This is a genomic window from Blastopirellula sp. SH421, assembly GCF_057808535.1.
Window position 1 is genome coordinate 5628997 of sequence record NZ_CM173712.1, and the last position, 25929, is coordinate 5654925.

26 protein-coding genes are annotated in these 25929 nt (G+C 56.0%); 12 read left to right on the forward strand and 14 right to left on the reverse strand.

Features of this window, described 5'->3' with window-relative positions; genetic code table 11:
- The first annotated feature begins 88 nt into the window (after positions 1–88).
- From SH421x_RS22700 to SH421x_RS22720, 5 genes are all read left to right on the forward strand, one after another.
- Positions 89–2347, forward strand: a complete 2259-nt coding sequence (locus SH421x_RS22700) for an FAD-dependent oxidoreductase (protein WP_488856476.1) — start codon at positions 89–91, stop codon at positions 2345–2347.
- The gene (locus tag SH421x_RS22705; RefSeq protein ID WP_488852301.1) at positions 2348–4036 is read left to right on the forward strand and encodes an FMN-binding protein; all 1689 of its coding nucleotides are present in this window, start codon (positions 2348–2350) and stop codon (positions 4034–4036) included.
- 25 nt (positions 4037–4061) lie between these two features.
- Positions 4062–4358, forward strand: coding sequence for a hypothetical protein (locus SH421x_RS22710; RefSeq protein ID WP_488852302.1), 297 nt, complete (start codon positions 4062–4064; stop codon positions 4356–4358).
- A gap of 124 nt (positions 4359–4482) precedes the next feature.
- Positions 4483–4668 (forward strand): hypothetical protein, encoded by a 186-nt coding sequence (locus SH421x_RS22715; RefSeq protein ID WP_488852303.1) that lies wholly within the window; start codon positions 4483–4485, stop codon positions 4666–4668.
- 106 nt (positions 4669–4774) lie between these two features.
- Positions 4775–5296, forward strand: a complete 522-nt coding sequence (locus SH421x_RS22720) for a PH domain-containing protein (RefSeq protein WP_488852304.1) — start codon at positions 4775–4777, stop codon at positions 5294–5296.
- Here the strand turns inward: SH421x_RS22720 and SH421x_RS22725 are convergent.
- Positions 5293–5775: a metallophosphoesterase family protein gene (locus SH421x_RS22725; RefSeq protein ID WP_488852305.1), complete on the reverse strand. Its 483-nt coding sequence runs from the start codon at positions 5773–5775 to the stop codon at positions 5293–5295. The two genes, SH421x_RS22720 and SH421x_RS22725, sit on opposite strands and share 4 nt — an antisense overlap.
- Position 5776: 1 nt before the next feature.
- Here SH421x_RS22725 and SH421x_RS22730 point away from each other — a divergent pair, with 1 nt between their 5' ends.
- Complete coding sequence (locus tag SH421x_RS22730; protein ID WP_488852306.1) at positions 5777–6595, forward strand: lysophospholipid acyltransferase family protein; 819 nt, start codon at positions 5777–5779, stop codon at positions 6593–6595.
- Here the strand turns inward: SH421x_RS22730 and SH421x_RS22735 are convergent.
- From SH421x_RS22735 to SH421x_RS22745, 3 genes are all read right to left on the reverse strand, one after another.
- Complete coding sequence (locus SH421x_RS22735; RefSeq protein WP_488852307.1) at positions 6592–7011, reverse strand: hypothetical protein; 420 nt, start codon at positions 7009–7011, stop codon at positions 6592–6594. The genes SH421x_RS22730 and SH421x_RS22735 overlap by 4 nt on opposite strands.
- A gap of 47 nt (positions 7012–7058) precedes the next feature.
- Positions 7059–8132, reverse strand: a complete 1074-nt coding sequence (locus tag SH421x_RS22740) for a DUF1559 family PulG-like putative transporter (protein ID WP_488852308.1) — start codon at positions 8130–8132, stop codon at positions 7059–7061.
- A 133-nt stretch (positions 8133–8265) separates the two neighbouring features.
- Positions 8266–9387 carry an ATP-grasp domain-containing protein gene (locus SH421x_RS22745; protein ID WP_488852309.1) on the reverse strand — a complete coding sequence of 374 codons (1122 nt, stop codon included), beginning with the start codon at positions 9385–9387 and terminating at the stop codon, positions 8266–8268.
- Between the two features lie 294 nt (positions 9388–9681).
- Here SH421x_RS22745 and SH421x_RS22750 point away from each other — a divergent pair, with 294 nt between their 5' ends.
- The 4 genes from SH421x_RS22750 (at position 9682) to SH421x_RS22765 (ending at position 13570) form a co-directional block, all read left to right on the forward strand.
- Positions 9682–11418 (forward strand): VWA domain-containing protein, encoded by a 1737-nt coding sequence (locus SH421x_RS22750; protein WP_488852310.1) that lies wholly within the window; start codon positions 9682–9684, stop codon positions 11416–11418.
- 280 nt (positions 11419–11698) lie between these two features.
- Positions 11699–12196: a formaldehyde-activating enzyme gene (gene fae / locus SH421x_RS22755; protein ID WP_488852311.1), complete on the forward strand. Its 498-nt coding sequence runs from the start codon at positions 11699–11701 to the stop codon at positions 12194–12196.
- Positions 12197–12283: 87 nt separating this feature from the next.
- On the forward strand, positions 12284–13150 hold the full coding sequence (locus SH421x_RS22760) for a methylene-tetrahydromethanopterin dehydrogenase N-terminal domain-containing protein (RefSeq protein ID WP_488852312.1): 867 nt from the start codon (positions 12284–12286) through the stop codon (positions 13148–13150).
- Positions 13151–13309: 159 nt separating this feature from the next.
- Positions 13310–13570: a hypothetical protein gene (locus SH421x_RS22765; protein WP_488852313.1), complete on the forward strand. Its 261-nt coding sequence runs from the start codon at positions 13310–13312 to the stop codon at positions 13568–13570.
- A 12-nt stretch (positions 13571–13582) separates the two neighbouring features.
- Here SH421x_RS22765 and SH421x_RS22770 read toward each other — a convergent pair whose 3' ends face one another.
- The 4 genes from SH421x_RS22770 to dnaB all read right to left on the reverse strand — a co-directional run bounded on the left by SH421x_RS22770 (position 13583) and on the right by dnaB (position 19224).
- On the reverse strand, positions 13583–15259 hold the full coding sequence (locus tag SH421x_RS22770; RefSeq protein WP_488852314.1) for a BamA/OMP85 family outer membrane protein: 1677 nt from the start codon (positions 15257–15259) through the stop codon (positions 13583–13585).
- Positions 15260–15317: 58 nt separating this feature from the next.
- Entirely contained in the window at positions 15318–16841 is a 1524-nt protein-coding gene (locus SH421x_RS22775) for a BamA/OMP85 family outer membrane protein (protein ID WP_488852315.1), read from the reverse strand.
- Positions 16842–17042: 201 nt separating this feature from the next.
- Positions 17043–17759 (reverse strand): arginyltransferase, encoded by a 717-nt coding sequence (locus tag SH421x_RS22780; protein ID WP_488852316.1) that lies wholly within the window; start codon positions 17757–17759, stop codon positions 17043–17045.
- Between the two features lie 40 nt (positions 17760–17799).
- Positions 17800–19224 carry a replicative DNA helicase gene (gene dnaB, locus SH421x_RS22785; RefSeq protein ID WP_488852317.1) on the reverse strand — a complete coding sequence of 475 codons (1425 nt, stop codon included), beginning with the start codon at positions 19222–19224 and terminating at the stop codon, positions 17800–17802.
- Here dnaB and SH421x_RS22790 point away from each other — a divergent pair.
- A complete protein-coding gene (locus SH421x_RS22790; RefSeq protein WP_488852318.1) occupies positions 19223–19357 on the forward strand; it encodes a hypothetical protein in 135 nt (44 codons plus the stop codon). The genes dnaB and SH421x_RS22790 overlap by 2 nt on opposite strands.
- 116 nt (positions 19358–19473) lie before the next feature.
- Here the strand turns inward: SH421x_RS22790 and rplI are convergent, their stop codons facing one another.
- The 5 genes from rplI to SH421x_RS22815 all read right to left on the reverse strand — a co-directional run bounded on the left by rplI (position 19474) and on the right by SH421x_RS22815 (position 22089).
- On the reverse strand, positions 19474–20004 hold the full coding sequence (gene rplI, locus SH421x_RS22795) for a 50S ribosomal protein L9 (RefSeq protein ID WP_488852319.1): 531 nt from the start codon (positions 20002–20004) through the stop codon (positions 19474–19476).
- Positions 20005–20127: 123 nt separating this feature from the next.
- Positions 20128–20649, reverse strand: a complete 522-nt coding sequence (ssb, locus tag SH421x_RS22800; RefSeq protein WP_488852320.1) for a single-stranded DNA-binding protein — start codon at positions 20647–20649, stop codon at positions 20128–20130.
- A 125-nt stretch (positions 20650–20774) separates the two neighbouring features.
- Positions 20775–21176, reverse strand: a complete 402-nt coding sequence (gene rpsF, locus SH421x_RS22805; RefSeq protein ID WP_488852321.1) for a 30S ribosomal protein S6 — start codon at positions 21174–21176, stop codon at positions 20775–20777.
- 43 nt (positions 21177–21219) lie between these two features.
- The gene (pth, locus tag SH421x_RS22810; RefSeq protein WP_488852322.1) at positions 21220–21774 is read right to left on the reverse strand and encodes an aminoacyl-tRNA hydrolase; all 555 of its coding nucleotides are present in this window, start codon (positions 21772–21774) and stop codon (positions 21220–21222) included.
- A 42-nt stretch (positions 21775–21816) separates the two neighbouring features.
- Positions 21817–22089 carry a hypothetical protein gene (locus SH421x_RS22815; RefSeq protein ID WP_488852323.1) on the reverse strand — a complete coding sequence of 91 codons (273 nt, stop codon included), beginning with the start codon at positions 22087–22089 and terminating at the stop codon, positions 21817–21819.
- A gap of 357 nt (positions 22090–22446) precedes the next feature.
- Between SH421x_RS22815 and SH421x_RS22820 the strand changes: the two genes are divergently transcribed.
- The gene (locus SH421x_RS22820) at positions 22447–23430 is read left to right on the forward strand and encodes a DUF1559 domain-containing protein (RefSeq protein WP_488852324.1); all 984 of its coding nucleotides are present in this window, start codon (positions 22447–22449) and stop codon (positions 23428–23430) included.
- Positions 23431–23736: 306 nt separating this feature from the next.
- Here SH421x_RS22820 and SH421x_RS22825 read toward each other — a convergent pair whose 3' ends face one another.
- Complete coding sequence (locus tag SH421x_RS22825) at positions 23737–25902, reverse strand: hypothetical protein (protein ID WP_488852325.1); 2166 nt, start codon at positions 25900–25902, stop codon at positions 23737–23739.
- Positions 25903–25929 lie beyond the last annotated feature (27 nt).

Here is a 25929-nt window from a genome sequence, read left to right on the forward strand (position 1 = left end):
GGATCTAGGCTGTAATATCTTACGGCCTTCACATTTCGTAGAATCCCGCCTCTCCTCCTTTGCATCTGGAGAATCCGTCGTGCGCCGACTGCTTCCCGCTCTCTTGTTGTTCGCATTAGTCGCTCCGGCGTTCGGCCAATCAGTATTGATCGAAGCTGAGAGCTTTGATCAGCCCGGCGGCTGGAAACTGGATACGCAGTTCATTCGCGAGATGGGTTCGCCCTATCTGCTCGCTCATGGACTTGGTACTCCGGTAAAAGACGCGACGGCGCAGATCACCTTTCCTGAGACCGGCGAGTACAAGGTCTTTGTGCGGACCAAAGACTGGGTCGCTCGTTGGAATGCCCCCGGCACGCCGGGTCGATTTCAACTATTGGTCAATAACAAACCGTTGAGCGAGACCTTTGGCACGCAAGGCGCCGACTGGGCCTGGCAAGCCGGCGGAACGGTAACGGTCGATGCGAAAGAAGTTGAGTTGAAGCTGCATGATTTGACCGGCTTCGACGGACGTTGCGACGCGATCTACTTTACGAAAGAAGACGCGCCCCCTCCGAACGAAGACGCAATCTTGCCGGCTTGGCGCAGTCGCTTGCTGGGCCTAGAGGAAAAGCCGACCGAAAAGAGCGGATACGACTTGGTGGTGGTCGGAGGCGGCTATGCTGGCATGGGCGCCGCAATCTCGGCGGCTCGCATGGGTTGTAAAGTCGCGCTGATTCAAGATCGCCCCGTCTTAGGGGGCAATGGTTCGAGCGAAGTTCGCGTTTGGGCGATGGGCAACATCCGTCGCGGCAAATTCCCTCGCGTGGGTGAGATCATCGAAGAGTTCAGCGACCACGCGAAAAAATCGCCGGGCACCTACGAAGAATTCGGCGACGCCAAGAAGGAAGCGATCGTTCGCGCTGAGCCCAACATCGATCTCTTTCTGAATCATCACGCCTATCAAGTGGATATGGACGGCGAAAAGAAGATCGCCGGCGTTTACGCCTTTGATACGCGCACCAGCGAGCAAAAACGATTCACCGGCAAGTTGTACGTCGATTGCACCGGTCACGGCACGATTGGCTTTCTCGCTGGCGCTGATTTTGACATGGCCGAGAAGGGGCGCATGGGCATGAGCAACATGTGGGCCTGGGACGAAGCCGAACAACCGCGTGAGTTTCCGGATACGCCGTGGGCGCTGGACCTGACCATGAAAGACTTCCCTTATCCGCGTGACCATCACGGACAGTGGTTCTGGGAAAGCGGTTTTGACAAAGACGCTCTCGGAGACGCCGAAGGCATTCGTGACTGGAACCTCCGCGCCGTCTTTGGCGCGTTTAACGCGATGAAAAACAAAGATGGCGCCGCCCAGCACAAACCGGCCTATCTGACCTGGATCGCCTATGTCGGCGGGCCACGTGAATCGCGACTGCTGCAAGGAGACGTCGTGTTGAATCAAGACGACATCATCAGCAAGCGTGATTTCTCGGACGGCTGCGTGCCCAGCACTTGGTCGATTGATCTCCACTACCCGAAAAAGCAGTACGCCGAAAAGTTCCCCGATAACCCGTTCATCTCGATCGCCGTTCACGACCAGCGAGTCGATCGCAACTTTGGCTATCCGGTTCCGTATCGCTGCTTCTACTCACGCAACATCGACAACCTCTTCATGGCAGGTCGCTGCATCAGCGTTGACCATGAAGCGTTGGGGACTGTCCGCGTGATGAAAACCTGCGGCATGATGGGCGAAGTGGTCGGCAAAGCAGCCAGCATTTGCGCCACCTATAATTGCACGCCGCGAGAAGTGTACGAACGGTATTGGCCCGAGATGGACACGCTGCTCAAGCTTCCCGGCAAAGCCCATCGCGCCGATTTGAACGACGAGATTGAGATCCCCGATGATATCCCTGCCCTGGCCGGCCCCAATGGCCCGCCCACCGGTCTGGATCCCAGCAAGCTGGCCGGCACAGTGGTTGATGACGTCGAAGCAGAACGGATCGGCAATTGGACCGTCGGCACCGGACTGAAAGGATATGTTGGTTACGGCTACTTATATGCCAGCGGCGACAGCGGCGGAGCGGTTCGCTTTGCTGTCGAAGCTCCCAAGACCGGCCTCTATGACGTTCGCTTCGCCTACCAACCGCATGAGAACCGCGGCAAAACGGTTCCGGTGTTGGTCGAAACGAAAAACGAACGCTTGGAAGTCAAAATCAACCAGCAAAAAGCTCCGCCCATTGAAGGGGGCTTTCTTTCCCTGGGCGAACTGAAGCTCGACAAAGGGGAAGTCGTTACCATCGTCGTCGCAACAGCCGGTGCAGGCGGAAACGTTCATGCCGACGCGGTCCAGCTAGTACCTGCCAAGAAGTAAATGACCGAGCCGCAATCGCGACGCCCGGCCTGGCGACCTATCGTCCATGCCGGGCGCGTGCTGATTTTGGTCGCCATCGCGCTGATCATTCACTTGGCGGCGACGCTGCATGCGCCTGCCGAGAATGGTCCGGCGCCGGTGCTAGAGATCGGCAAGGTCCAACAGATCTTTCCCACCGCTGCTCTGGTGACGGACGAAGGCGCCGTACAAAATGCCGCCGGCACTTCACTCGGCCGCGTGCTTCAAACTTCTCCGGCCGGTGATGTAGCGATTGGCTTTTCGGGGCCCACCAATGTGCTGATCGGCTTTTCGCCGGATGATACGATCATCGGCTTAGCGATCCTTTCAAGCCGCGACACGCGCGAACATGCTCGCGAGGTCGAACGCAATGAAAAATTCCTGCATCTTCTTGACGGTTTGACCCGCGACCAAGCCATTGCCCATACCAACATCGACGGCGTATCAGGGGCAACGTTGACCAGTCTGGCGATGATCGAAGCGGTGCAGCGGCGTCTCGGCGGTGGGCAAAAGTCATTGAAGTTCCCCGATCTGCCGCCGTTAGAGGTCGTCCACAAGCTGTTTCCGCAGGCCGAATCGGTAGAGCCGGATGCAAGCTATCCGTCGCTGCTGATCGTAAAGAACTCTGGCTCAACGCCGTCGAGCAAATTGTTGCGGACGTCGCCAGCGGCCGATAACTTGGTCGGTTATCAAGGTCCGACCGAGATGCTGATCGGCCTCGATGCGGAAGACAAAGTGAGCGGCTTGGTGATGACGCGCAGTTATGACAATGAGCCGTACGTCGACTATGTACGCGAGGACGATTACTTCCTGGGTCTGTTCAACGGCAAATCGCTGGAAGAGCTCGCAGGAGTTGATCTCGTTGCCGATCAGATCGAAGGCGTATCGGGCGCGACGATGACTAGCACAGCGGTTGGCGGCGGCGTAATTGCGGCCGCCGACTCGTATTTAAAATCACGCCAGACGCAGGTGGCGGCCGCCGAGAAAAACCAGATTCGCCTGCATGAACGCGACTACAAAACAATCGCCGTGGTGATCATCGGCGTGCTATTGGCGTTTAGTCCGTGGCGCGGCAAACCTTGGGCGCGGATTCCATTTCAGATCGTGGTCTTTGTCTATCTCGGTTTCGCCAACGGCGACTTTGTGTCGCAGGCGCTGTTAGTCGGTTGGGCGCAAAACGGAGTGCCGTGGAAGTCGGCAGTCGGTTTGGTGCTGCTGGTCGGCGCTGCGTTGGCGCTGCCGATCTTTACGCGCACCAACGTCTATTGCAGCCATCTCTGTCCTCACGGCATTGTGCAGCAATGGACCAAGCGGCGGCTCAAGTGGCAATGGAAACCGTCGCAAAAACTCCTCCCCTGGTTGAAAGCGATTCCCAGCGTGTTGCTAGCATGGGTGGTCTTGGTGGCTGCCGCTCGCTGGTCCTTTAGCTTGGTCGATATCGAACCGTTTGACGCCTATGTTTGGCATATCGCCGGCTGGGGAACGATTGCCGTGGCGATCGTCGGACTGGTCGTGTCGCTCTTCACGCCGATGGCCTATTGCCGCTTCGGTTGTCCGACCGGCGCGCTGCTCGACTACGTTCGCTACAATGGCAAGAGCGAGTTTTGGACGCGGCGCGATTGGGTTGCTGTGGGTCTGCTCGCGCTAGGCGCGGTTGCGTTGTTGTTCTAAAAGCAAGCAATATCAGGAGGAGTACGTGGCGCACAAAGGAGGCGATTGGCCGCTGCATGCGATCTATCTCGGCATAATCTTGCTGCTGGCCGGCGTCACGGTGAAATCGGTCGAATCGTTCACACTGACTCCGGCTGCAACACGATTGCTGTCTCGGCATGCGGGACCGTCTACCGCTACGACCGAAGGTGCGCTGCAAAGCATGATCGTCGAGAACACCGACCAGCGGCACATGATTCGACCCAAAAGTTGGGTCGGTTGGTGTTTGTTGTCAGTTGGCGGCATCTTGATTGGGCACGGGATCCTCTTGAAGACAAAGTGAGCCGAATCGCAACCTCCTCGCTCCGTTCTTGGAACAAACGATGCTTCGCATTTTCCAGCAAGATTTCTCTGAAGTTCACGAATCACCTAGAAACGCAATCTCCACCCCATTACTAGACACTCTGATGAATCCACTTTCTCTACTGCTAATCGCTTTCGGCGGTGTCATCGAAGTACTCGGCGTCCTCTACTGCGTCGTCTTTAGCGGGGACGGCGGGATCAACATGCCGCTGCTGATCGGCGTCATCGCCTTCGGATCGATATTCACTTTCAGCGGCGTCGCCTGGCACGTCCTCCAAAGGCGGATTTAAGCCCCCTTCGACCGTCAAATCTACTGGTCGCTCCTGGGCCTTGTCTGATAGACTAGGCAAAGTTAATCCAGCGTCCCCCCCCCTGCATTCCCTAGAAAGATCGCTGATGTCCCAGGCCATCGCCGGAGTTGCTCCCAGCGCCGGATCGGAATCCAGCGTTATGACGGTTTGGCCGTCCAATGGAGCCACTAATCTGGGGCGTACGCTCGGCCGCTTGTACGAAATTGACAAAGGCTTCAGCTTTGTCACCGTCGGCAATCTGCTAGCGCTGGCGACCAGTCCGCTCGGCGCCGCAATTTATCTGTGGCACGCAGCGCCTATCGTCGGTACGCACTATCGCTTGACTAATCGCCGTGTGATCATCGAGAAAGGCCTGGACGGCAAACCGGATCGCTGGATCGAACTCGATCGCTTCAATCGGATCGACATCGAAGTCTGCCCTGGTCAGGCCTGGTACCACGGCGGCGATTTGATCTTTTATCTCGATAAGATCGAGACTTTCCGTCTGCAAGGGGTCAGCCGCCCCGAAGCATTTCGCGCAGCCTGCATGAAAGCCCATCAAACGTATGTCGGCGTACGCCAAGCACTGCAGCGCGAAGCAGATCATCGTGCCGGGGCGCGTGCTTAAACAGGGATGATGTTCACTTCGATCTCCGGCAAATCGACAATCGCAATCGAATGACGGCGGGCGCGGTACAACGCACCGGGATTTAGCACGCGCGTCTTGCCAACCCAATAGTCGGCGGCCTGATGCGTATGACCATGACAAACCAGATCGTACACGCCTGACTCGATGGTCGACTGAAGCCGGTTCTGGTCATGTCCATGCAAAAAGGCGATTTTTCGGCCGACGATCGTCAGTTGGCCAAACATTCCGCAAAAATTTTGCCCGGTTGATTCGATCTTCGCCTGGAGCTGCTCGAAGTCGCTGTCGACGTTCCCCAAGACGTAATGTGTCGGCCATTTCGTGAAAAATTCGACGATTGCGACCCCGCCGATGTCGCCGCAATGGATCACCTGCGTCACCTCAAATGAATCCAACATTCGAATTGCCGCACGAGTGAACTCGACCTGACCGTGCGTATCGCTCACAATTCCAATCTGCATTTTGATTTCTGTTCCTATTCGAATCGGACACGCCGCGTTGGCTCGCGACATTATCTCAGCTCTGTTTTTGATCTCGATCCTGGCGATCCCAGCCGCTTGGTGGCTGGCCGGCTGGTCGCGGCGCGTCTATACATTTCCGCGCTACATCCTTGCTTGCATCAACATTGCCTTTTCCCGCTGCTGGTGGAGGACATCCATTCCGCCTAATTTGCCCATTCCGATCGGCCAAGGCGCCGTTTTGATCGCGAACCATCGTAGCAGCGCCGACCCATTTTTCATTCAAGTTGCGGCGCATCGCGTCGTCCACTGGATGGTCGCGAGAGAGTTTGTCGAACACCCCGCCCTGTCGTGGTTTTTACGACAATCGGGCGCAATCGGCGCCAATCGTGGAGGGCGCGACACCAAAGCGATTCGGGCGGCGATCGATTTGCTAAAAGCTGGCGAATTGGTCGGCGTGCTGCCCGAAGGGCGAATCAACATGACCGATCAATTTTTGCTGCCGGTTCGGCCCGGCGCTGCGATGATCGCCCAGCATGCAGGCGTACCGATCGTGCCGATCTATATCATCGGCGCCCCCTACGATCGCACGCCGCAAAGCGCCTTCATGATGACGGCTCGCGTGATCGTCAAAATCGGTGAGCCGATCGATACTTCGATCGGCTCACCGCAAGAGATCATGGAAAAGGCAACCCGCGAAATGGCGCGTCTGGCTGAAGTCGAGGACTTTCAGCCACAGCACGCCGGTCGTAATTGGAAACCGACCAAGGCTGAGCTAGAAGCAGCGATGGCCGAGGCCGAAGAGCGAAAACGGCGAGGTTAATTCCCTTCTAGCTCAAAACTCAAATCTTTCGTTCCCTGCGCATCAATGGTCGCGGTGAGCGTCGAATCGGTATTGTACTTGGCCGGAATATAATTCATCTGCCGCCGAGGCGCATCGGCTCCATACATGGCTACCGCGTTTGCATCAGGCTTTTCTTCTCGAATCGCCGAAATCTCAACGCGGTATTCTCCCGGCATCGCCTCGCCGACAAATTTGCCATCTTTGACATCGACGCTGAAGAACTCTCCATCCTTGCGCCGCAAATAGACCGTTCCACTCTCTAAAGGAGCATTGTCCAACGTCACCTGACCGCCGATTTGCACGGTGGAATCGCCGGCTGGGCTACATCCACCGATGCCGAAGACGATCAGGAGTACGATACTGTTGAGTAAAGTTAGATTGGTTCGAAAGGTCATCCGCATGATCCCCAAGGTTCGTGAATCTGTTCTGAGCTAAATCAAAATCAAGTCCCCGAGAGGACCAAACCATCATCGCGTGTGACGATCTTGGCGACTTCTTGCAGCGCCATCGTATCGGCGGCGAAATGGACCGAACCATCGACGTACAGCATCATTAATCCGCCGGGATGCGAAGAGTTCAGCGGGATGTTGTTTCCAAAGTTGCTGCAGACGCCGGTCGACATGCAGGTTCCGTCGCCGTTATCCCAGCCCGTTTTCTGATTCAGCTTGTAACGCACCGTCGTTTGATTGAACGTCCGAGCATCACCGTTGGAATAATAATTCGGCGGCTTGCGATCTGTCGTACCATCCCCATGGGCGCCGATGAAAAACCCATGCGGCATTCCTCCACGCCAAGTTTTCTTCGAGTTATCTTTCGCAATCAGATAGTCGCCATGTTCGCCGACGATCGCCACGTTGCTGGTTCCATCTTGAACGGACGCCATCGTCAGTTTGCCAAACGGAAACAACATCCCGCCGCCGCTCACGATTCCACCAGAACAACACCCTTCGGTGCCAGATGTGCCTGCGTTAGTGCGAGTTTCGTTGTAACCGGTGATCAGACCGTTGATCGCACCCGAGATGCCAACGTAAGAGGGTGAGGTGACATCCCCCACGACGCCTGCGGTAAATGAACCGGGGTTAGCGGCGATCGGTTCGTACGGAACTGAAGGGCAGATATAGGCATTCAGCTTCGCCCCTTTCATCTGATCGACGTTGTTGACGTTACCCCAGCCCGAGTTTCCTTGGTCAAGTCGCAGCTTGTCGAAGAGCACGCTCTGCTCAACTCCCGGCAAGAGAAAAACTAACCAGGATGGCCCCCAACCGCCTCCAGTATCACGATTACCAAAGGGGCGCCGATCATCGGAACCTCCCGGTGGAAAGCGACTGTAGGTGTCGTGAAATGTGTGGAGCGCCAATCCCAATTGCCGCATGTTGTTGGTGCAGCTCGAGCGACGTGCCGCCTCGCGAGCTTGCTGGACTGCTGGGAGCAGCAATGCGATCAAGACGCCGATGATCGCAATGACCACCAACAGCTCGACCAACGTGAAGGCCTTATGTTTTCTAGAACTCCGCATTTTCCACCTCTTAAGAAGTATCCAAGGATAGCAACGGGTGTTACGAAACCACAGAATATCATGTAAGGGAGCTCCCGATCCAGTCTAAAGTTTTTTGTATAAGATATTTTTTGCCTACATCCTCGCCAGACTGCTATCGAACAGCCCTAAAGAGTAGTTGCTTCCTTGCTTGACCAAGTCGACTCGCTAGCTCGCTTGGGTTAGAGCCGCAGCCGAGCAACGTCATTACCGGCGCCGAGTGTGGAATGGGCGTTCCTGGCAGCGGTATATCGGCGATTTCCACGGACATTTCCGCCGCGGATCGAAGCAGCGAGCTTTCGAGAGCTGATGTCCAGACAATGTCGCACGGCGCGAAAACGAACAACTTTCCTCGTGCGCCACTGGTAGAATCAGTCGCCGATACTAGCTCTGTGCCGCCTACCTCCGGCAACCAAGCCGCCAGATGCAGACGCATCACGTCGGCCGGCAACAGCTCCATGGCGGCCGTAAACCGAGGATTGATCTCTAACAGCCAGAGCTGCTCGGCACGGATGATAAAGTCGATGCCGAATAGCCCGCGAAGTTGCGTCGTTTCGACCAAGTGATCGGCAAGCTGTTGAAGCTGTTGTTGCTGCGAGGGCGGTAGCTGGATACCCCCGACGGAGCCTGCGTACTGAAACGGCTGCGGTGCGCCCCATTTTTTTCCGATCAATTGCCGCGTCACGCCCAGGCAGTGCGCCTTTCCTGCGGATGCGACAAACGCAGCGCCAAAGCAGCGGCCCGAGATAAATCGTTGGTAAACCACGTCCGCATCTCGCACTGGCTGCGAGTAGACACGAATATTCAATCCGCCGGCCGAACTCCGTGGTTTCACCAACCAACGACCTTCGCCGTGAGGATCGACTTGGGTCAGAGGAAATTGAAACCCGGCAGTTTGAAGCTGCGCCTGCAAGATCAAAGGATCACGAATCGCCGGCAGAGCAGGGGAGCTAACGCCTAGCAAAGGGCGGATCGCGGCGGCGGCGGAGAGGACCTCTGGATGATTTTCGAGCCCTCCAACATAGATCCAATGGGTCGCATCGGTACTGGCTAACCACGTGGGAATCTCGTCGGGATAGCGGCCCAATTGCGTGGTCGGGGCCATTTGCCGTAGGTCGGAGTCCGCAAATTGATCGGCGGCGACTGCGTCAAAACCGCCGCGTTGCAAACAGGCGACGGCCGCACGACAACTCGCTCCCACAACGGCGATCCGCAAGGGCAGGGGAGGGGAGGTCATGGGAGGTTCGCGACGATTTTTACGATTTTTTTTCTCCGCGGCGACCCACGATCCGTTTTCGAGCTATGGTTTCCATTGGGCAAGGACACTGTTGCTTCCATTTCGACCGGCTATTCCTTTTCTACGTTCTCATTGCTGCGGCAGGCGCGAGCCTTCCGTTCCTATAAAGCGACGAAACCGCACGAAGCGTCTCGAAGCCAAAACTCTCCCCACGAGTTTATTCATGATACCCGCGTCAGCGCCGGATTGTCGGCTGCTGCGCCCATTCGCCCAACCACTTGCAGGAGAGTCGAAATGTCGTCCCAGCGTAGCGATCAAGAAAAACCCTCGGGCGTACGTCCTACGCCAAGGCGCGGGGTAATCGTCGTATTAGCCGCCGTACTGATGATTGTGATGATGGGCTTTATGGCCCTCAGTGTGGACGTAGGCTACATGTTTACGATGCAATCGCAGTTGCAACGATCGGTCGACGCCGCAGCGCTCGCCGGCGCCGGCTCATTGATTGAGGGCGAAGAGATCGCCACCAATACGGTGCACGAATATCTGACGCACAATCCTGTCGGTCTCCAATGGCAGGAATTTACGGAAGGAAACACATCGGACAACGTCGAACACTTTCTGACCAAGTATGGCGATGGCCTGCAGTTAACCATTGGCGAATGGAACGATAGCACGCAGCAGATGGTCGCCACCGAAAAGAACCCGTCGACGGTCAGTGTTCGGATGAGCTACGAGAATATGCCTTTCTTTTTTGGCCATTTGCTCGGTCGCGACTCTTTTAATATCACCGCTGAGTCGATCGCCACCTATCAGACTCGCGACATCATGCTAGTGCTTGACTTGTCCGGCTCGATGAATGACGACAGCGAATTCAATGCGATCAGCAAACTGGGCTACGATCATGTACGCAGCAACTCTTTGCAGATGTACGGCGATTTGGGATCGCCCCAGTTTGGAAATTTGCAGTTTGAACCAGAGTACGCCGTGGTCCAAGGGCCAGAGCCGCAGTCAAGCGGACAAGCCAATGCTTCGGTCACCTACCGCGGCAATTCGGTCATCGTCAAATCTAGCAAGTCAATCAAGGAGATTAGGGTCAAAACCAGCAATGGATCGACCTACACCTATAATCCCGGTACGTCTCAGAACTATACGGCCAATCCTGGACGAGAGGTCCGCTACGTTTGGGTAACAAGCGGTAAAAACGCCAACAACTCGGACCAAGTGCAAACGTTTGACTTTGACGGTCAACGAATCAACACGTTTCGCACGGCGCTAGGGCTCGATAACGTCTCGTATCCCTATCCCGGCGGAAGCTGGAACGACTACATCAACTATTGCCTGGGAACAGGTCAAAACAACAATGCCGGCTATCGCTATCGTTTTGGCTACTTCAACTGGATCAATTACCTGCTAGAGCGACAGTATTCGCACGACTCGACCCCTGATTTATGGAAAGCCAGCGCTCAGCCGATCACTGCGGTCAAGAACTCGGTCGATCTGTTCATTCACTTTATGCAAGAAGGGGATGGAAAAGACCGAATTGGGCTGGCGGTTTACAACGCGCCGGACGGCGATGGACTGCTCGAATCGACCCTGACCGATAACTTGCCGTTCATCATGACCCAGGCTCGACAACGCCAAGCGGGACACTATCACAACTACACCAACATCGGTGGCGGAATGACCGTTGGCCGCGAGGAATTGCAAGCTCGTGGTCGCAAAGGGGCCGTCAAGATGATTGTGCTGCTGACCGATGGTCAAGCGAACTGGATAAACGGCGGCGTCAATAACAACGCAGCCAAGCAGTATGTGCTGAATGAAGCTTACCTGTGTGCGGATCAAGGCTACATCATCCTCACCATCAGTCTCGGCGCCGGAGCCGATAAGGCGTTAATGGATCAGGTCGCCGAAATCACCGGTGGGCGCCACTTTAACGTTCCCGGCGGTCAATCGGTCGAAGAATACTCGGAGGATCTTACTGAGATCTTCCGTCAAGTGGCTGGGCACCGTCCCTTGAAACTGGTGAAGTAGCGTTCGCCTTTGCTTCTGCACAGCCGTTGCACGCGCCGCCGCGTGGCATTTGCCCCGCGGCGGTCTTTTATGCGCGTCTTGCCCCGCCGTGCTTCCATGGTTGCAATCGCGTGGGGGTTTGATAAGTTTGCTCTACGGCAATCGCCCCGACCCGATGCGTTTCGCGCTCTTTTTATCGCGATTGTGCGCTGCTAGGGATGCCGCCCCGAGAGCCTTTCCCCAAGTGGCCGCCCCCCTTCGGGACGCTCCATCCTCATTTCACTTCTGGGAGAAACTACGCATGTCGATGTTCATTGGCGAAGCGCTCGCCGGCGATGGTAACGAAATCGCCCACATTGATCTCATGATCGGTTCCAAAAGCGGTCCCGTTGGCGCTGCATTCGCCAGCGCCTTGTCGACCCAAACCGCAGGGCATTCCAACCTGCTTGCCGTGCTCGAACCCAATCTGTTGGTCAAACCGGCGACCGTCACGATCACCAAAGTCACCATCAAAGGCGCCAAGCAAGCGACTCAAATGTTTGGCCCGGCCCAAGCAGCTGTCGCCAAAGCGGTTGCTGACTCGGTCGAAGCTGGCGTCATCCCCAAAGATCAATGCGAAGATCTCGTGATCGTGTGCGGCGTCTTCATTCACTGGGAAGCAGACGACGACAAGAAAATCTTCGACTATAACTACGAAGCGACCAAAGCGGCGATCGCCGGAGCCATGGCCGGCAAACCGACCATCGACGAAGTCTTGGCCGGCAAAGACAAAGCGGCCCATCCGTTCCGCGGCTTCTAAGTCGTCTGATGCGTTTGTTCTTTCGACAATTTCAGAAAACCGTCCCTTCCCGGGCGGTTTTCTTTTTTGCCCGGTGAGCTCTCCCCTATGTCGACCTCCAAAGTTCTGTTGCAGCTCGATCCTGACTCGCAAATCAGTACCTTCGACAGCGTAGTCGCGGTCGACTCCGGCGTGGATCAACTCTTTCGTCACGGTGGCGTCATCGCGTCCCAGGTTCGCGATCTGGTGTACGGGCTGATCTTCACACGCTCGCCTGCTGAGCTAAAAAACTCGGCGATCTTTATCGGCGGCAGCGATGTCGCTTTGGCCGAGACCTTACTCGCTGCGGCAGTCGAGAGCTTCTTTGGACCGCTGCGAGTCTCGGTGCTGTTTGATCCCAATGGCGCCAATACGACCGCAGCGGCGGCCGTGCTAGCCGCTGGTAGGCATCTTGCGCTCGACAAAGCCGAAGCCCTGGTTTTGGCCGGAACAGGACCGGTAGGACAGCGCGCAGCGCGGCTGCTGGCAGGACAGGGCGCCAACGTACGCATCGCTTCGCGCAAGCTGGAAAAAGCGACAGCCGTCTGTCAGACCCTGCAGGCCGATGTCACCAAGGGCGCCTTCCAACCGTTCGTCATCGACAACGACGAGAGTTTGGCCGCGGCGCTGCAAGGGGCGGCGGTTGTCATCGCAGCCGGCGCCGCCAAGGTGCGGCTTGCCGATCACGCGACGTGGAAACAAGCGTCCGCCCTGCAAGTGCTGATTGATTTGAACGCCGCTCCGCCGGTCGGACTGGAAGGAGTGGATCCGATGGACAAGGGGAAGGATCGCGATGGTCGGATTTGTTATGGCGCTATCGGCGTCGGCGGAACCAAGATGAAGATCCACAAGCGAGCGCTCGCGCGGCTGTTTGAGCAAAATGACCTAGTTCTCAATGCAGAGGAAGTCTATGCGATCGGACGTTCACTCGAGTAAGCAAGCACTGGAATAATCGGCAAAATCGAACCAAACCGACCAAGCGGATGAAAATCCAAACAACAAAGCAAGCATCGATCAGCCGCTCATGCCGTAATTGCCGATGCATAGGAAAGTTGCACCAGCGCAACGTTTTCTACCGCAGCAAGGCAGCTACCTATGATCCGCACGCTCTTGGCATCACTGACGCTTAGTATCGCCATGGTTGCGATCAGCCAGGCCGCTCCCCCATCTTATTTGATTCTGACGCCGCAAAAGTCCAACGTGGCCCCCTTCTACGGACACTACAACCAAGGGTACGGATACGCGGTCAGCACACCAGCCTATAGCTATGGCTATTTCGGCACTTGTGCGACTCGCAACCATTGGACAGGCCACACCGGCTACCACCAGCAGTACTTTGAATGGCGGACCTACTAAAGTGCTGATCTGCTAGCGAGCGTATCCAATAAAGAAGCTGAAGATCTGGGTCCGGTCGGAGTCGGCTTTGTTTATCGGGAAGGCGAAGTCGAGCGCGATCGGAGCTTGGCCAAGCGCCGGAACCGAAACGCGAAGACCGAAACCCGGTGCGATGTCAAATTCGTCGGCGACAATTTTTGTCGATTCCTGCACCGTACCGAAGTCGGTGAAGATCACCCCCTTCAACATATCATCTGCGGTGATCGGAAACATGTATTCGACCGAGCCGAGAACGCGGAACGGACCACCGGTATAGATACCCCCTTGGACCGGGCCGACGCCGCGGAAGTCAAAACCACGCAACGTCGAGTAACCGCCTGCAAAGTAGTTCTCAAAGATCGGCGTATCCGATCCTGAGAACCCGGCGCGTCCCGAAAAGCCCAGGGTATGTCGTCCTGAGCCGTCGGCACGTTCACGCAACAAAAAGTAGCGACGCATGTCGACTTCGGCACGCGGAAAACTGTAGTCGCCAAAGGCTTGCTCAAAGCTAAACTCAATCAAGTGACCTTCGGTTGGCGCGAAAGCCTGATCGCGCGTGTCATGAGTCACCGTCAACTGACCGCTAAACAAGTTATGACTGCCTAGAGATGCATTCAAATCCGGCGAGCCGTTGGAGCTGGGATCAGAGATATCAACGTTTTCCATGCGAATGTTGGCGCCAATCGACATGTCGGGAGTCAAGCGATAGCCTAAACCGACGCGACCACCAACTCGGTTTTCGTTCCAGTCGCGATAGATGCGATCAAAGTAGTAGGCGCTTAGATTCATGCTGACGTTGGTGCGAAACAGATACGGTTCGGTGAAGGTCGCCATATAGCGCTGCACCTGCGTACCGGGCAATGCTTCCAAACGTAGCCCCTGCCCTGCTCCGCGAAATGCTCGACCATTCCAGACGTCATCCCAACTGGTCGGGACCGCCGCATAGTCAAAGTTACGTTCGTCAATCACGATCGAGCCGGTCACGCCGGCATCGGAGTTGATCCCGACGCCAAACTGAAAGCGACCGGTCTGGGCTTCTTGCGCGTTCACCAAAATATCCGCAGTCCGACCGGGGATGTATTGTTGTCGACCGGGATCATACATCGGATTGGGACCAATGATCGCATCCGGCCCCAGCGGCGGGCTAAACATCGGAGCTCCGCCCATCGGACGTCCCAGCGGCTGAATCGAAGCAGGCGGCGGAAGTTGTTGCGGCTGGACGTAGCCGTTGCTCACCGCTTGCTCGTATGCGTTGGGATTGTACGGCGCGGCGCCAACAACGTTCGACGGCGGATAGGGATTGGCTTGCGGCGCTGCGGCGTAACCGGCCGGAGGAGCCAGCTGGCCATTGGCTGGAGCTTGCGGCAACGGCGGCGCATCGTATTGGACTTGTTGGACCGGCTGACCCGAAGCAGGCATACCCGCGCGGTATTGACTTTCGTTGCCTGGCGATGCCTGTCGTACCGCGTTGACGTCTGCGGCGAGCGGCGCGTCTTGCGCCCGGACGATCGGCGGCTTCGCAACGGCGACCAACGCCCGACTATCAGGCTCGGCGTTGAACGTCGATGGTATCGCCGCGACGTGAGCGCCAGGCGCGGTGCAGCCAACCATCGCAAGGATGGCTGTGGCTGTTAGCAGCATCAGGCTCTTCGGTTTACAGCTATCTCGCACGAACAAATCCTTCTCGACCGGGGGGAGGTCGCCTCAATCTAGGTCGCTGACTTCATAGTTACCAAGGTGCAGCGGCAGGATACGCCGAGTACCGAGACGGGCGCGAGTCGGGCGGAGCCACTTGATGACCCAGCTGGACTGTCGGCGCTTGCGGCGGATAGTAGTTGGCAGGCTGAACAGTCGGTTCAGGACTTTGCCCTCGATAAGTCGGACCGGAGCTTGAACGTTGATCGGCGATATCGCTGACCTCCGGCGGTTTCACTTGAATCGTCGGACTGATGCCGCGTTGCGGTTCGTGCACAAATAGTTGCGAAGACTTTAAACGCCGTTCACTATCACGAATTTTCCGGATATCGATGATATCGCCGGGCACCAGATCCAACCGATTCAGAACGACGTCACGTTGCGTATGCGGATAGTCGCCATCGATCTTTACGTCGATCTTACCGACCCGATATTGATCTCCTTCACGGATGTCGTACACCAAGTCAAGTTGCCCCGGTTCTTCCAGGAAACGTGGCTCTGCTTGCACGTCTGCGTGAATGTAGCCTTGGGCGCCGTATAGGTCGGTCAAACTCGCCAGGTCGGTGTTCATCTTCTTCTGGTCAAAGTACTGACCTTCCATGAGCTTGACTTGCGTCGCCAACTGCTCGGCGGTGAACTTGGTTTGTCCTACGAACGCGACGCTCCGCACTTCGTATCGGGGTCCCTCGTCCACGACAAACGTTATGTTCACCCACAGCCCAGATTCGGTGTATTCCATGATCCGATTGATTTGAGCTTTGAAGTACCCCAGCCCGCGATAATACGACGTCAATGCTTCAACGTCTGACTCGACTTGGTCGTAGTCGACTTTGCCGCGGATGTACCACAAAATGCCTGGCTTCGATTTCACTTGTGTTTTCAGACGCCCACCCGTAGCGATCGAGTTGCCGACAAATTCTGTCGAAAGCACCCGCGCCAAAGGCCCTTCGTGAATCATGAACGCGACCCCTGCCGAGTCGGCCTCGATTCCTTCGGCGATGGTGACGGTCGCCATGCCGTGCCCGCGCGTGCGATAGTATTCTTCGAGGCGACGTCGCGCGTCTTCGACCACAAATCGATTCAGCGCGTCACCGACCTTCAAACCTGATTTTTTCAACAGCGCCTTCTCGGTCGCCGATTCGTTGCCTAGAAACTTGACGTAGCGAATCGCCGGGCGTTCGAACACTTGAAACGTAACGACGACACCTTCGGCCGATTGTTGCGTAAGAATTTTGACATCTTTAAACAGGCCTGACTCGGCCAGCTTACGAACGTCTGATTGGATCATCTCGGGATCAAACTCACGATCGGCACGAGATCGAATCATCGAGCGAATTTTCGCTTCCTGAGTTTGTTGATTGCCGGTGATCCGCAAGTCGACGATCAGTGGTCGAGTCGGCGTCATCCCAGGCGCCGCAGGCGATGTCGCTAATAGCGCGGGATCAATCGTCGACGGATCAAATTCTTGACCGTAGCTGACTTTGCTGTTTGCTAGCAACAGCAACAATCCACACCCCAAGCAGAGCGTGAAAGCAGTTCGTTGGCGGCAATTTCGCACAGTTTCATCCTTGAATTTTGGCCCGCCTCGCAATCCATGCGCGGCGTCAGGCAGCGAAGCCTAAGTAAGCGGTTGGGTAGAGATACTGAAACAGCGACGTCACGGCAAGACGGATTCAGTCCGGTTTGCGCAACTATCAGCAATGCGATACGTTACGCAGCCAAGAACCATTCCGTTCGGCCACGTTCGCAACTTCCGCTGCTAGCTTGCAGGATAGTCATTCCAGATGCCGGCGATTCGCCGTTGATGCGGCAAGAAGAAAGCCTTGTAGTTCATGTGGGGAGATTCGGCGATATAGAAGCCGAGATAGAGATAACGTCGACCGCTTTCGCGACAAAACTCCCACTGCTTCAGAACCGAATAGGTCCCCAATGACAAGTTACTCTCCGCCGGGTCATAACTGCAGTAGACTGCCGATAAAGAGTTCTCCCCCAAATCGGCGATTGCCGAAGCGACCAGCCGGTCCTGCAAAAAATATCCAAACTCGACAGTTTGGCAGCACGAATCGACGAGGAACTCACGATACTGCTCTGCATTGATCGCCGAGTGCGCCTCATCTTCTAATCCGCGCCCCGATTTGTGAATATTGTAAATCTGCGCGCGCGCTTGGTCAGCGACCGGCGGACCAATCACTGTCCGCAGCTGGGCATCCCCTTTTGCTAGCACCCGACGATGTCGCCGGCGCGGCTCAAACTTCTGCACATCCAAACGGATCGGTTCACAAGCGCGACAAGCCCGACAGCTAACGTGATAAAGATAAACTCCAGCACGGCGCGCTCCTTGCGAGAGCGCGAGATCAAGGTCGGCGCCGGACATCACGGTCAAGGGATAATAGAGCGGTAGCCGTGCGCGGCGTCCCGCCAAATAGGGACACTTTTCTTCGTGATCCCAAACCTTAAAACCGAGAATTTGATCCATGCAGCCGTTCGATGCTGTGAAGAGCCCAAGGGGATCCGCGCTAAAACTCGGCTCCCCCATTGAAAGCCGAAAAGTCGTCCGGCTCCCGCTCGAAAGCGTTTTCAAAGCGAGTGAAGTCACGGAGCCAAGTTAATTGTACATCTCCGATCGGGCCGTTACGCTGTTTCGAGATAATGATCTCGGCCTTGCCGGCAAACTGATCCCGCTCCTCTCCATGATGATAGTACTCTTCACGGTGAACGAACATCACGACGTCGGCATCTTGTTCGATAGCCCCCGATTCACGCAGGTGGCTCAACTTGGGTCGATTGTCTTTCGACGCTTCCGCTTGACGATTCAACTGAGCCAAACACAAGATCGGCACATCCATTTCGCGAGCCATCCCCTTCAAACGTCGCGCAATCTTCGCGACTTGCTCTTGGCGAGGATCGCTAGAATTATCAGGCTCGATTAGCTGCAAATAGTCGATCACAATCATCCCTAACCGCCCGTGTCGACGTTTGATGCGACGAGCGCCTGCCGCAATTTGTGACACCGTACGCGTCGGCGAATCGTCGACAAACAGCGGCGACTCAGCGACCAGCGCCGACTTCTCGACCAGCCGCCGGCGATCATCCGCCGAGATGGTCCCGTTTCGCAGACGATGTCCATTCACGCGGGCGACAGAGCACAACAAACGATCGCAAAGCTCAGTCGAACCCATTTCGAGACTGATAAATAGCACCGGGGTTTTGCCGTGCACCGCCACGTTCTCGGCGATATTCATCGCAAACGCCGTTTTGCCCATCGAAGGACGAGCCGCCAAAATCAAAAGCTCCTGACCATGAAACCCGCCGGTTAGCCCATCCAGGTCGGTATAGCCGGTCGCGACGCCGTCATCCAGGTGCTCTCCGCGAAGCCGTGCATCGATTCGCTCCATCGACGCGGTGACGATCTCGCTCATGCTCAACATCGAGCTCGAGCTGCGACTATCGTTGATCGCAAAGATCTTTTCTTCGGCGCTGCTCACCAACCGCTCGGATTTGTCGTTCTCGTCATAGGCGTCCCGCAAAATCTCGGTCGCGGCCGAGATCAGGTTGCGATTGATCGCTTTCGCCGCAACGATCTGCGCGTAATGCTCGGCATGCGCCGCATTCGGCACACTATTGAGCACGCGAGCCAAGTAAGCCGCGCCCCCAATAAACTCGTAGTCGCCGTCGGTTTTGAGTTGTTCGGCTAACAACGTCAGATCGACCTTGCGACCACTGTCGTGTAAGCGAACCATGTGCTCATACAGCTTTTTGTTCGCTTCGTCGTAGAAGTCGTCAGCACGAACGATCATCACCACTTCGTCAGCACAATCAGGCAGTAGAAAGATGCTGCCGAGCACGCCCATCTCGGCTTCTAGATTGCACGGCGGCTGCCGATCGAGGATCTCTGCAGTCGGACGTTCCGGCTGATCGACGCGTTTGAATTTGGACTTCATGAGAAACTTCCTTGCTGAATCGTCAAGCAACGTGACCGCTGACCGCGGGCTTCATCATAGCGACGCGACTTGCTACAGCAATCAAACGCAGCCGCTCAACGACAAAGTCACGCCGCAAGTCTTAGCGGGGTAACGCTTCCCCGCAAAAAAAACGGGGTGCATAACTTGTCAAAAAAAGAGCCGTCCTTTGCGGGACGGCTCTTGATATCACATTTTTGTGCGGCGTAAAAAACAGACCGAACGCGGCTATTATTCGTCGCCAGAAACGGTCGGCACGACCCACACTTTGAGTTCCGATTCGATCTCTGCATGCAGGTGAATCTTGACGGTGTAGAGACCGAGTTCCTTCAGCGGACCTTCGAGGCGAACCTGATCGGCGGTGATCGTGAAGTTCTGCTCTTTGAGGGCCGTAACGATATCGGCGGGGCCAACGCTGCCGTACAGATGACCTTCGTCGTTGGCGTTCGCTTCGATCGTGACGCTCTGACGGTTAAGCAGATCGGCGATAGCCCGAAGACCGGCCAAACGCGATTTCTCGATTTCCAGCAATTTGGCGCGATGCTTGTCGACCATTCGCTTGTGATGCGGGGTCGCGATGGTCGCCAGACCTTGCGGAATCAGAAAATTGTTGGCGTAGCCGGGACGAACTTCGACAACGTCCCCTTGCTTGCCTAGATGATCCACCGATTGAATAAGCAGCAATTCGATGCCGCCGTTCTTCCCTTTGGGAAGACGCTTCCAAACACGCTCGCTATGCTTTTCGGCTTTCGTGGTCGCCATTGCTCGCTGTTCCTCTCGCTTTTCACTCGGCCTCGCGAATCGGCAAATCACCCATAAATGGCGTCTGCTGTGCGGGGCGTCTGATCAGTGCTTTAGTTGTGTGATTGTGGTTTTGCGTCTGTATTAAAACGGGATGTCGTCTGCTGACGAACCGCCGAACGAATCGTAATCATCGCCGCCGCCATAGTTGCCCATGTCGCCGCTTGAATCGTTGTTGCCGCCACCACTGCCGCCGCGATTAGGCGACGACTGTTGCGGTTGGCGTCGCTGTCCACCGCCTGAAGGAGCGGACTGGCCACCTCCGCCGCTGCCGGGTGTGCGAGCGCTGAGCATTTGCATCTTTTCGCCGACGACACGCAGTTTCGAGCGTTTTTGCCCGTCGGTTTCCCAGGTATCGAGCTTCAATCGGCCTTCGATCAGCACCGGCGAACCTTTGCTTAGGTATTCGCCTGCAATCTCCGCGGTCCGGCCCCAAAGCGTCACGTCAACGAAAGTTGTTTCGTCAACCCATTCGCCCGAAGCGGTCTTGCGTCGATCATTGACGGCTAGTCCGATTTCCGCGACCGCCGATCCGCTTTGGATATAGCGAATCTCGATGTCTCGCGTCACGTTGCCGACCAGGATCACCCGGTTAAAGCTTGCCATGTGTCGATCTCCTCAGAAGCTGAATCGGTTGGAGTCATCACCAAAGTGGTGAACGCTTGTCAACTGCAAGCGTACCAAATCGGCGAGCGTCTTGCGACTTGCTCCCGCATAAAAAAAATAGCGTCTTATTCAGCTTCTACCGTGGCCGGCTCGTCAGCTTCCGAGTTGTTCTCTTCATCGCTGGGAGCTTCTTCGGCCGAACCATCGGCATGAGCGACCAACATGTCGATAATTCGTGGATCATGCTTCACAAACATGAAACGCAGAAAGTTATCGTTGATGTTGCACTGGTAGGTCAGCTCGGTCAGCTTGGTGCTTTCCAAACGGAAATAGGTCAACCAGTAGGTCCCCTTGCGATGACCATTGATCGGATAGGCAAGCCGCTGCTCAATCCACATCCGGCTCACCAAGATTTCGCCGCCGAGTTTCTCGACGTGTTCCTGAATCTGTCCAGCCACGCCGCCGGGATCGCGAGCGTACCGATTGGAATCCAGGATAAACAGCCCTTCATATACGTTGGCCGCCAAAGTCGATCTCCTAAAACTGTGTTGTTGCTAACCGAAGTCGGCGTTAGTTGTATTGGTTCATGCAGTACTTGAGGTCATGAGCGATCCAGTCCGCTACGCCGCGTACTGCGCGATCCAGCGTAAAGTCGATCTCGGCCCGCTCTTGGGGAGTATATTTCCCCAGGACAAAACTGGTGACATCTCTCGATTGCGGCAACGGGCCAATCCCGATCCGCAACCGGGGCACATCGTTTGTCCCCATTTTGCGAAGGATGTCCGCCAGCCCTTTTTGGCCGCCGGCCGAACCTCCGCTGCGAAACCTCAGCGTACCAATAGGCAAGTTGAAGTCGTCACAAACGACCAGCACTGACTCGCTAGGCAGCTTGAAAAAATCCAAGGCAGCCCGGACGCTGGTCCCGCTGTTGTTCATAAAAGTGTGAGGATAAAGAAGAATCGTCTTCTCATCCCCCACGCCAAGTTCCAGGATATTTCCGTTGAACTTGGCTCTCGGCGTTACGCCTGACTCGGCGGCGATGCGATCCAGCGTCTCGAATCCGACGTTATGCCGTGTTTTTTCATATTTAGGCCCGGGATTGCCCAGCCCTACTACCAATTTCATGCCGCTGCTCAGCTTTGCTTGCGCTTCGCATGAATTCTGGAACTAGTGGTAAAAATCGATGTGCTGGACGTCGATGCCGAACGTGTCCCATTGAATGTCGCGCATCACCACGTTGCCCGTGACGTCGCCTGCCAATTCAATGTTCTTCGTTTTGTGGCGAACGATCGCCGCAAACTCAACGGCACATACCTCTAACGCAACCGATTCTTTCCCGTTACCGTACAGGACGGCCGGGATTTTGCCAGCATTACGCAGGCGGCGGTTGTTAAGCTTGCCCGTCAGCTCACGCTTTTTCACGTTCAGCACTTCGGCCATCGGAACCCTCAAAACTCAATTGTCTTATATGGATATTCCGCCGCATTTCACAGCTTCGGCGGAGTCAGGAGCTTCTCTTGCGACTCTTGAGAGAATCGGAAACACGTTATTTTGCCAGATGTTTTGGGGTTTACAAGCCCAAACAAGCGCCGGACGTGGGAAAACGGGGTCGAACTACCGCAGATATGCAAAAAGGGAAGGGGATTCCCGTCGCAAAGCCTCGGGCCAGATGCCCCAGTTTACCGCTGGATTTACCGAAAATCTTGCCTCCGGTAACTTCTCATTTGCCTCGAACCACGCTCAGGGATAGGCTAAACTGAAAGTAGCCGGAACATTGCACCATTTCGAGGGGAAAACGTGATCGCTCGCGGCCGTGCAGCTTTTACGCTGGTCGAGCTTTTGGTCGTAATTGCGATCATCGCGATCTTGATTGCGCTGCTGCTTCCCGCCGTTCAGATGGCCCGCGAAGCGGCTCGCCGGATGCAATGCACCAATCAGCTAAAGCAAATCGGCCTCGGCTGGCACAACCATCACGACACTTTCAAATACCTGCCAACCGGCGGCTATTCCAGTTCGATCCATCCGACTTTCTCTAATGGACAAGCCGAAGTCGGCGAGCGACAGGGAGCAAGTTGGGCATTTCAGATTTTGCCCTATCTGGAACAACAGGCGATACACGATGGCGGCCCCGGCGCCACGGACCAAGAGCGAGCGACTTTCGCCACGAGCGCGACGGTCCCTGGTTACTTCTGTCCGACGCGACGTGCTCCACTTGCCAGGGGGCCATCCAATGACGTTTTTTGTCGCCTGACTTCAACTGGCGTAATAGCCCAAAGTCCGACGTTCGCTCCTATCAAACGTGGCCTGATTGATTACGCCGCCGCCAACCAGGAAGGGACCGGAGTATTGTCTCGAACCTGGAATGGCGCATTCAGTTGCGGGACCCCCGGTCTAGGGATCAAAAAAAACTTACTACGATTCGCCGACGTAACGGACGGAACAAGCAATACCCTCCTTGTTGGGGAGAAAAAGGTAGCGTTGGATGATGCGACGAACGAAGCGCCAGGCTCGGTCGCATACGGCGACAAGTTGGGCTATGTCACTGGCTGGGATGGCGCAGGGACCTCCTCGACCTTTGCCACGGTGCGATCAACCACTCTCAATCCCTTGCCGGATAAAACGGGTGAAGCTGGCCAACAACGTTTTGGCTCCTCCCATCCCGGCGGCCTGACGGCACTTCTTCTTGACGGCAGCGTCCGCTTCCTTCCGTTCACCATCGACATGACAACGTTCGCCAATCTCGGCGCTCGCAGCGATGGCAATCCGGTCAGTCTTGAATAAGACGGGACTAGATCGCGGAAATTCGTCGCCTATCCAGCGAGTCTTCGAGTAAATGCGGGCCTTACCTGCAAATGTCGAATGCCTAAATCTGAATTGCGAATGAATGATGAAGCTCGAGTGACGAACTTTCTCATTCGACATTCGCAAGCTCGAATCGAACCCTCAGTCGATCCGAATTCTGTGCGATTTGGCAAATGGCAATAATCATCCAGCGGTTCTCCAATGGATGTGCGCATAAAAAAAGAGCGCCACCCACTAGGGGCGACGCTCCGAATCGCATTTACGTTTTACACGGTTGAGCGCAGTCTACTCTCGGCCGCGGCCTCGACCCCTGCGACCACCTTCCATCTCTGTTGATTCGCTGCCGTAACCGCCGTAAGGATCTTCGGAAGATGCCGTTGTCTTTTTCACTTCAGGCGGAGTGAAGTCAAACAGCGAGAATTCCTTGCGTTCTTTCAATTCTTTGTGAATCTTGATGTTCCCCTTCGCATCCATCACCAGGATTTCACCTGGGCTCATCAATGCTTCGTTTTCGGCAGGGTCACGATATCGGCCCGGCAACGTGTCGCCTCCGCGCATATCGAGCACCACCGCATTCGTCTTCAGCTCGTAATCTTCTTTCTTGTCGAACATCAAAGTCCCTGGATTCAGGGTCCACATGTCTTCAACGGCGTTCACCGAGTCACCCCGCTCGACCGCCATTTTCTTGGTCGACAAAATTCCTTCCGCTTCATCCCAGGCGACACCTAAAACCGTCGCCTTGGGCTCATGCGAACTCAATAAGCGGACATAGCCTTTGGAATCGGTCGTGGTTTGCTCACGCCCTGTCTTCACACTGCCGGCGACCACGGTCGACTCGATCGCCGTCTTCACGATAGGACTTGGTTCCGAGTACTCCGTTTCCAATCGCGAGGCCTTGCTCAGTTTCACCGGATCTTTGCCCGCTTCCTGTCGCTTTAATGCGATCCGATCCAGAGTTTCGCGGCTAAGCGTCATCGAAACCGGAGCCATGGCGGGACCTTGGTTAGCACCTACCATTACGGATGGATTGTTCGGGTCTTCGAGCCACAGATTGACTTGATATTGGTATTGAACATTTCCTTTGACGGTGGTGTCGTAAAAGCGAAACATCTTCTCTTTCGAGTAAGCGGATGTTCCCCCCATTCCGCCCATGCCTTCGTAATTCATCGTTCCGCGACCGCCCATGCCGCGTCGACCTACGCCGCGGCCTTCCATCATTCCACCACTGCCGGGACCGCCGTAATTTTCCATGCCGGGCATACCGCCCATACCTGGCATGCCGCCCATACCAGGATAGCCGCCGCCTTCACCCATCATGCCGTTGGCCCCCCCCTGGTTGCCAAACCCGAAGAATGTCGAGTCGGCATTGAAGTCGGGCATTTTCGGAGTCATCGCGTCGACTCCTTCTGCGGTCTCCATGCCGGGCATGCCGGGCATACCGCCCATGCCGGGATAACCGCCCCCTTCACCCATCATTCCGTTCATCATCGCAGGCGTCAATTTTGGGATTTCTGAGTGGCGTGCGTATTCGGCTGGGTCGACCAATAGCATTGGCGCGATCGGGAAGGTAAGCAGCGGATGAACATATTGCGGAGGGACCACTTCCTCGGGCCGGAAGGCCCATTTCATCGCATCGGCAAAGGCCAATTGCGGCACAAGATCTTTGTATTCGGTCCAAGTTCCATCAGGCCGCATCTCGCGACGCCGAACGCCGAAGCCGATGTATTTGGGGACGTCACGTTGCGGGTCGTAGCCAGCTGCGTCCAGCAAAGCGGCGTCAAACTCATCCCATTGCTTTTCAAACGGGATCAAGCCGGTGATTACGACAAAGTGCCTGCCTTCAATTCGGGTTCCGGCCGTCGCGCGAGCTGGTCCAAATCGCTTTTGTTGCTCCGGAGAAAGAACCGGAGGCATATCTTTCGCCTGGGCTCCACCGGGACCACCGTATTCGGCCATCGCACCACCGGGATAAGCTCCACCACCGTAGCCAGGGCCTTCCATCATACCGCTGTTGCCGGCGCCAAGACCGCCCCTTCGCAGGTCGTCGTACACAAATGGTGCGAAACCGGCGATCGCTTCTAGTTTATCAACCGTTAGCACTTTGGGATCCACTCGTTTTTGGATCGACTGGTACATGGGCGGACCAAATTCACTGAGCGCCGCATAGTTGCTGATGTTGATCGGGCTCTGCGCTAATTCTGCACGCTGCTCAAAGACCGGTTCAGTCCAGCGTTTCTTTTCGACCGGAGTCCACTCCGAACTGTTGATGTTCGCGGTAGCACGTTCAGCGACTTGCTTCACCTGCTCAGGAGTTACGGTGATTCCTTCACGCTGGGCGCCGAAGTAAACGAACGCCACAACCAGCAACACCGCTACGCCGAAGACGATCTTCTCGACGTGCAAGATCAGCTTTGATTTCATGCCGCCGTTTTGCAAATCTAATTTTTGCATGTCGTAGTTCCCTCACCTTTTGGGAAG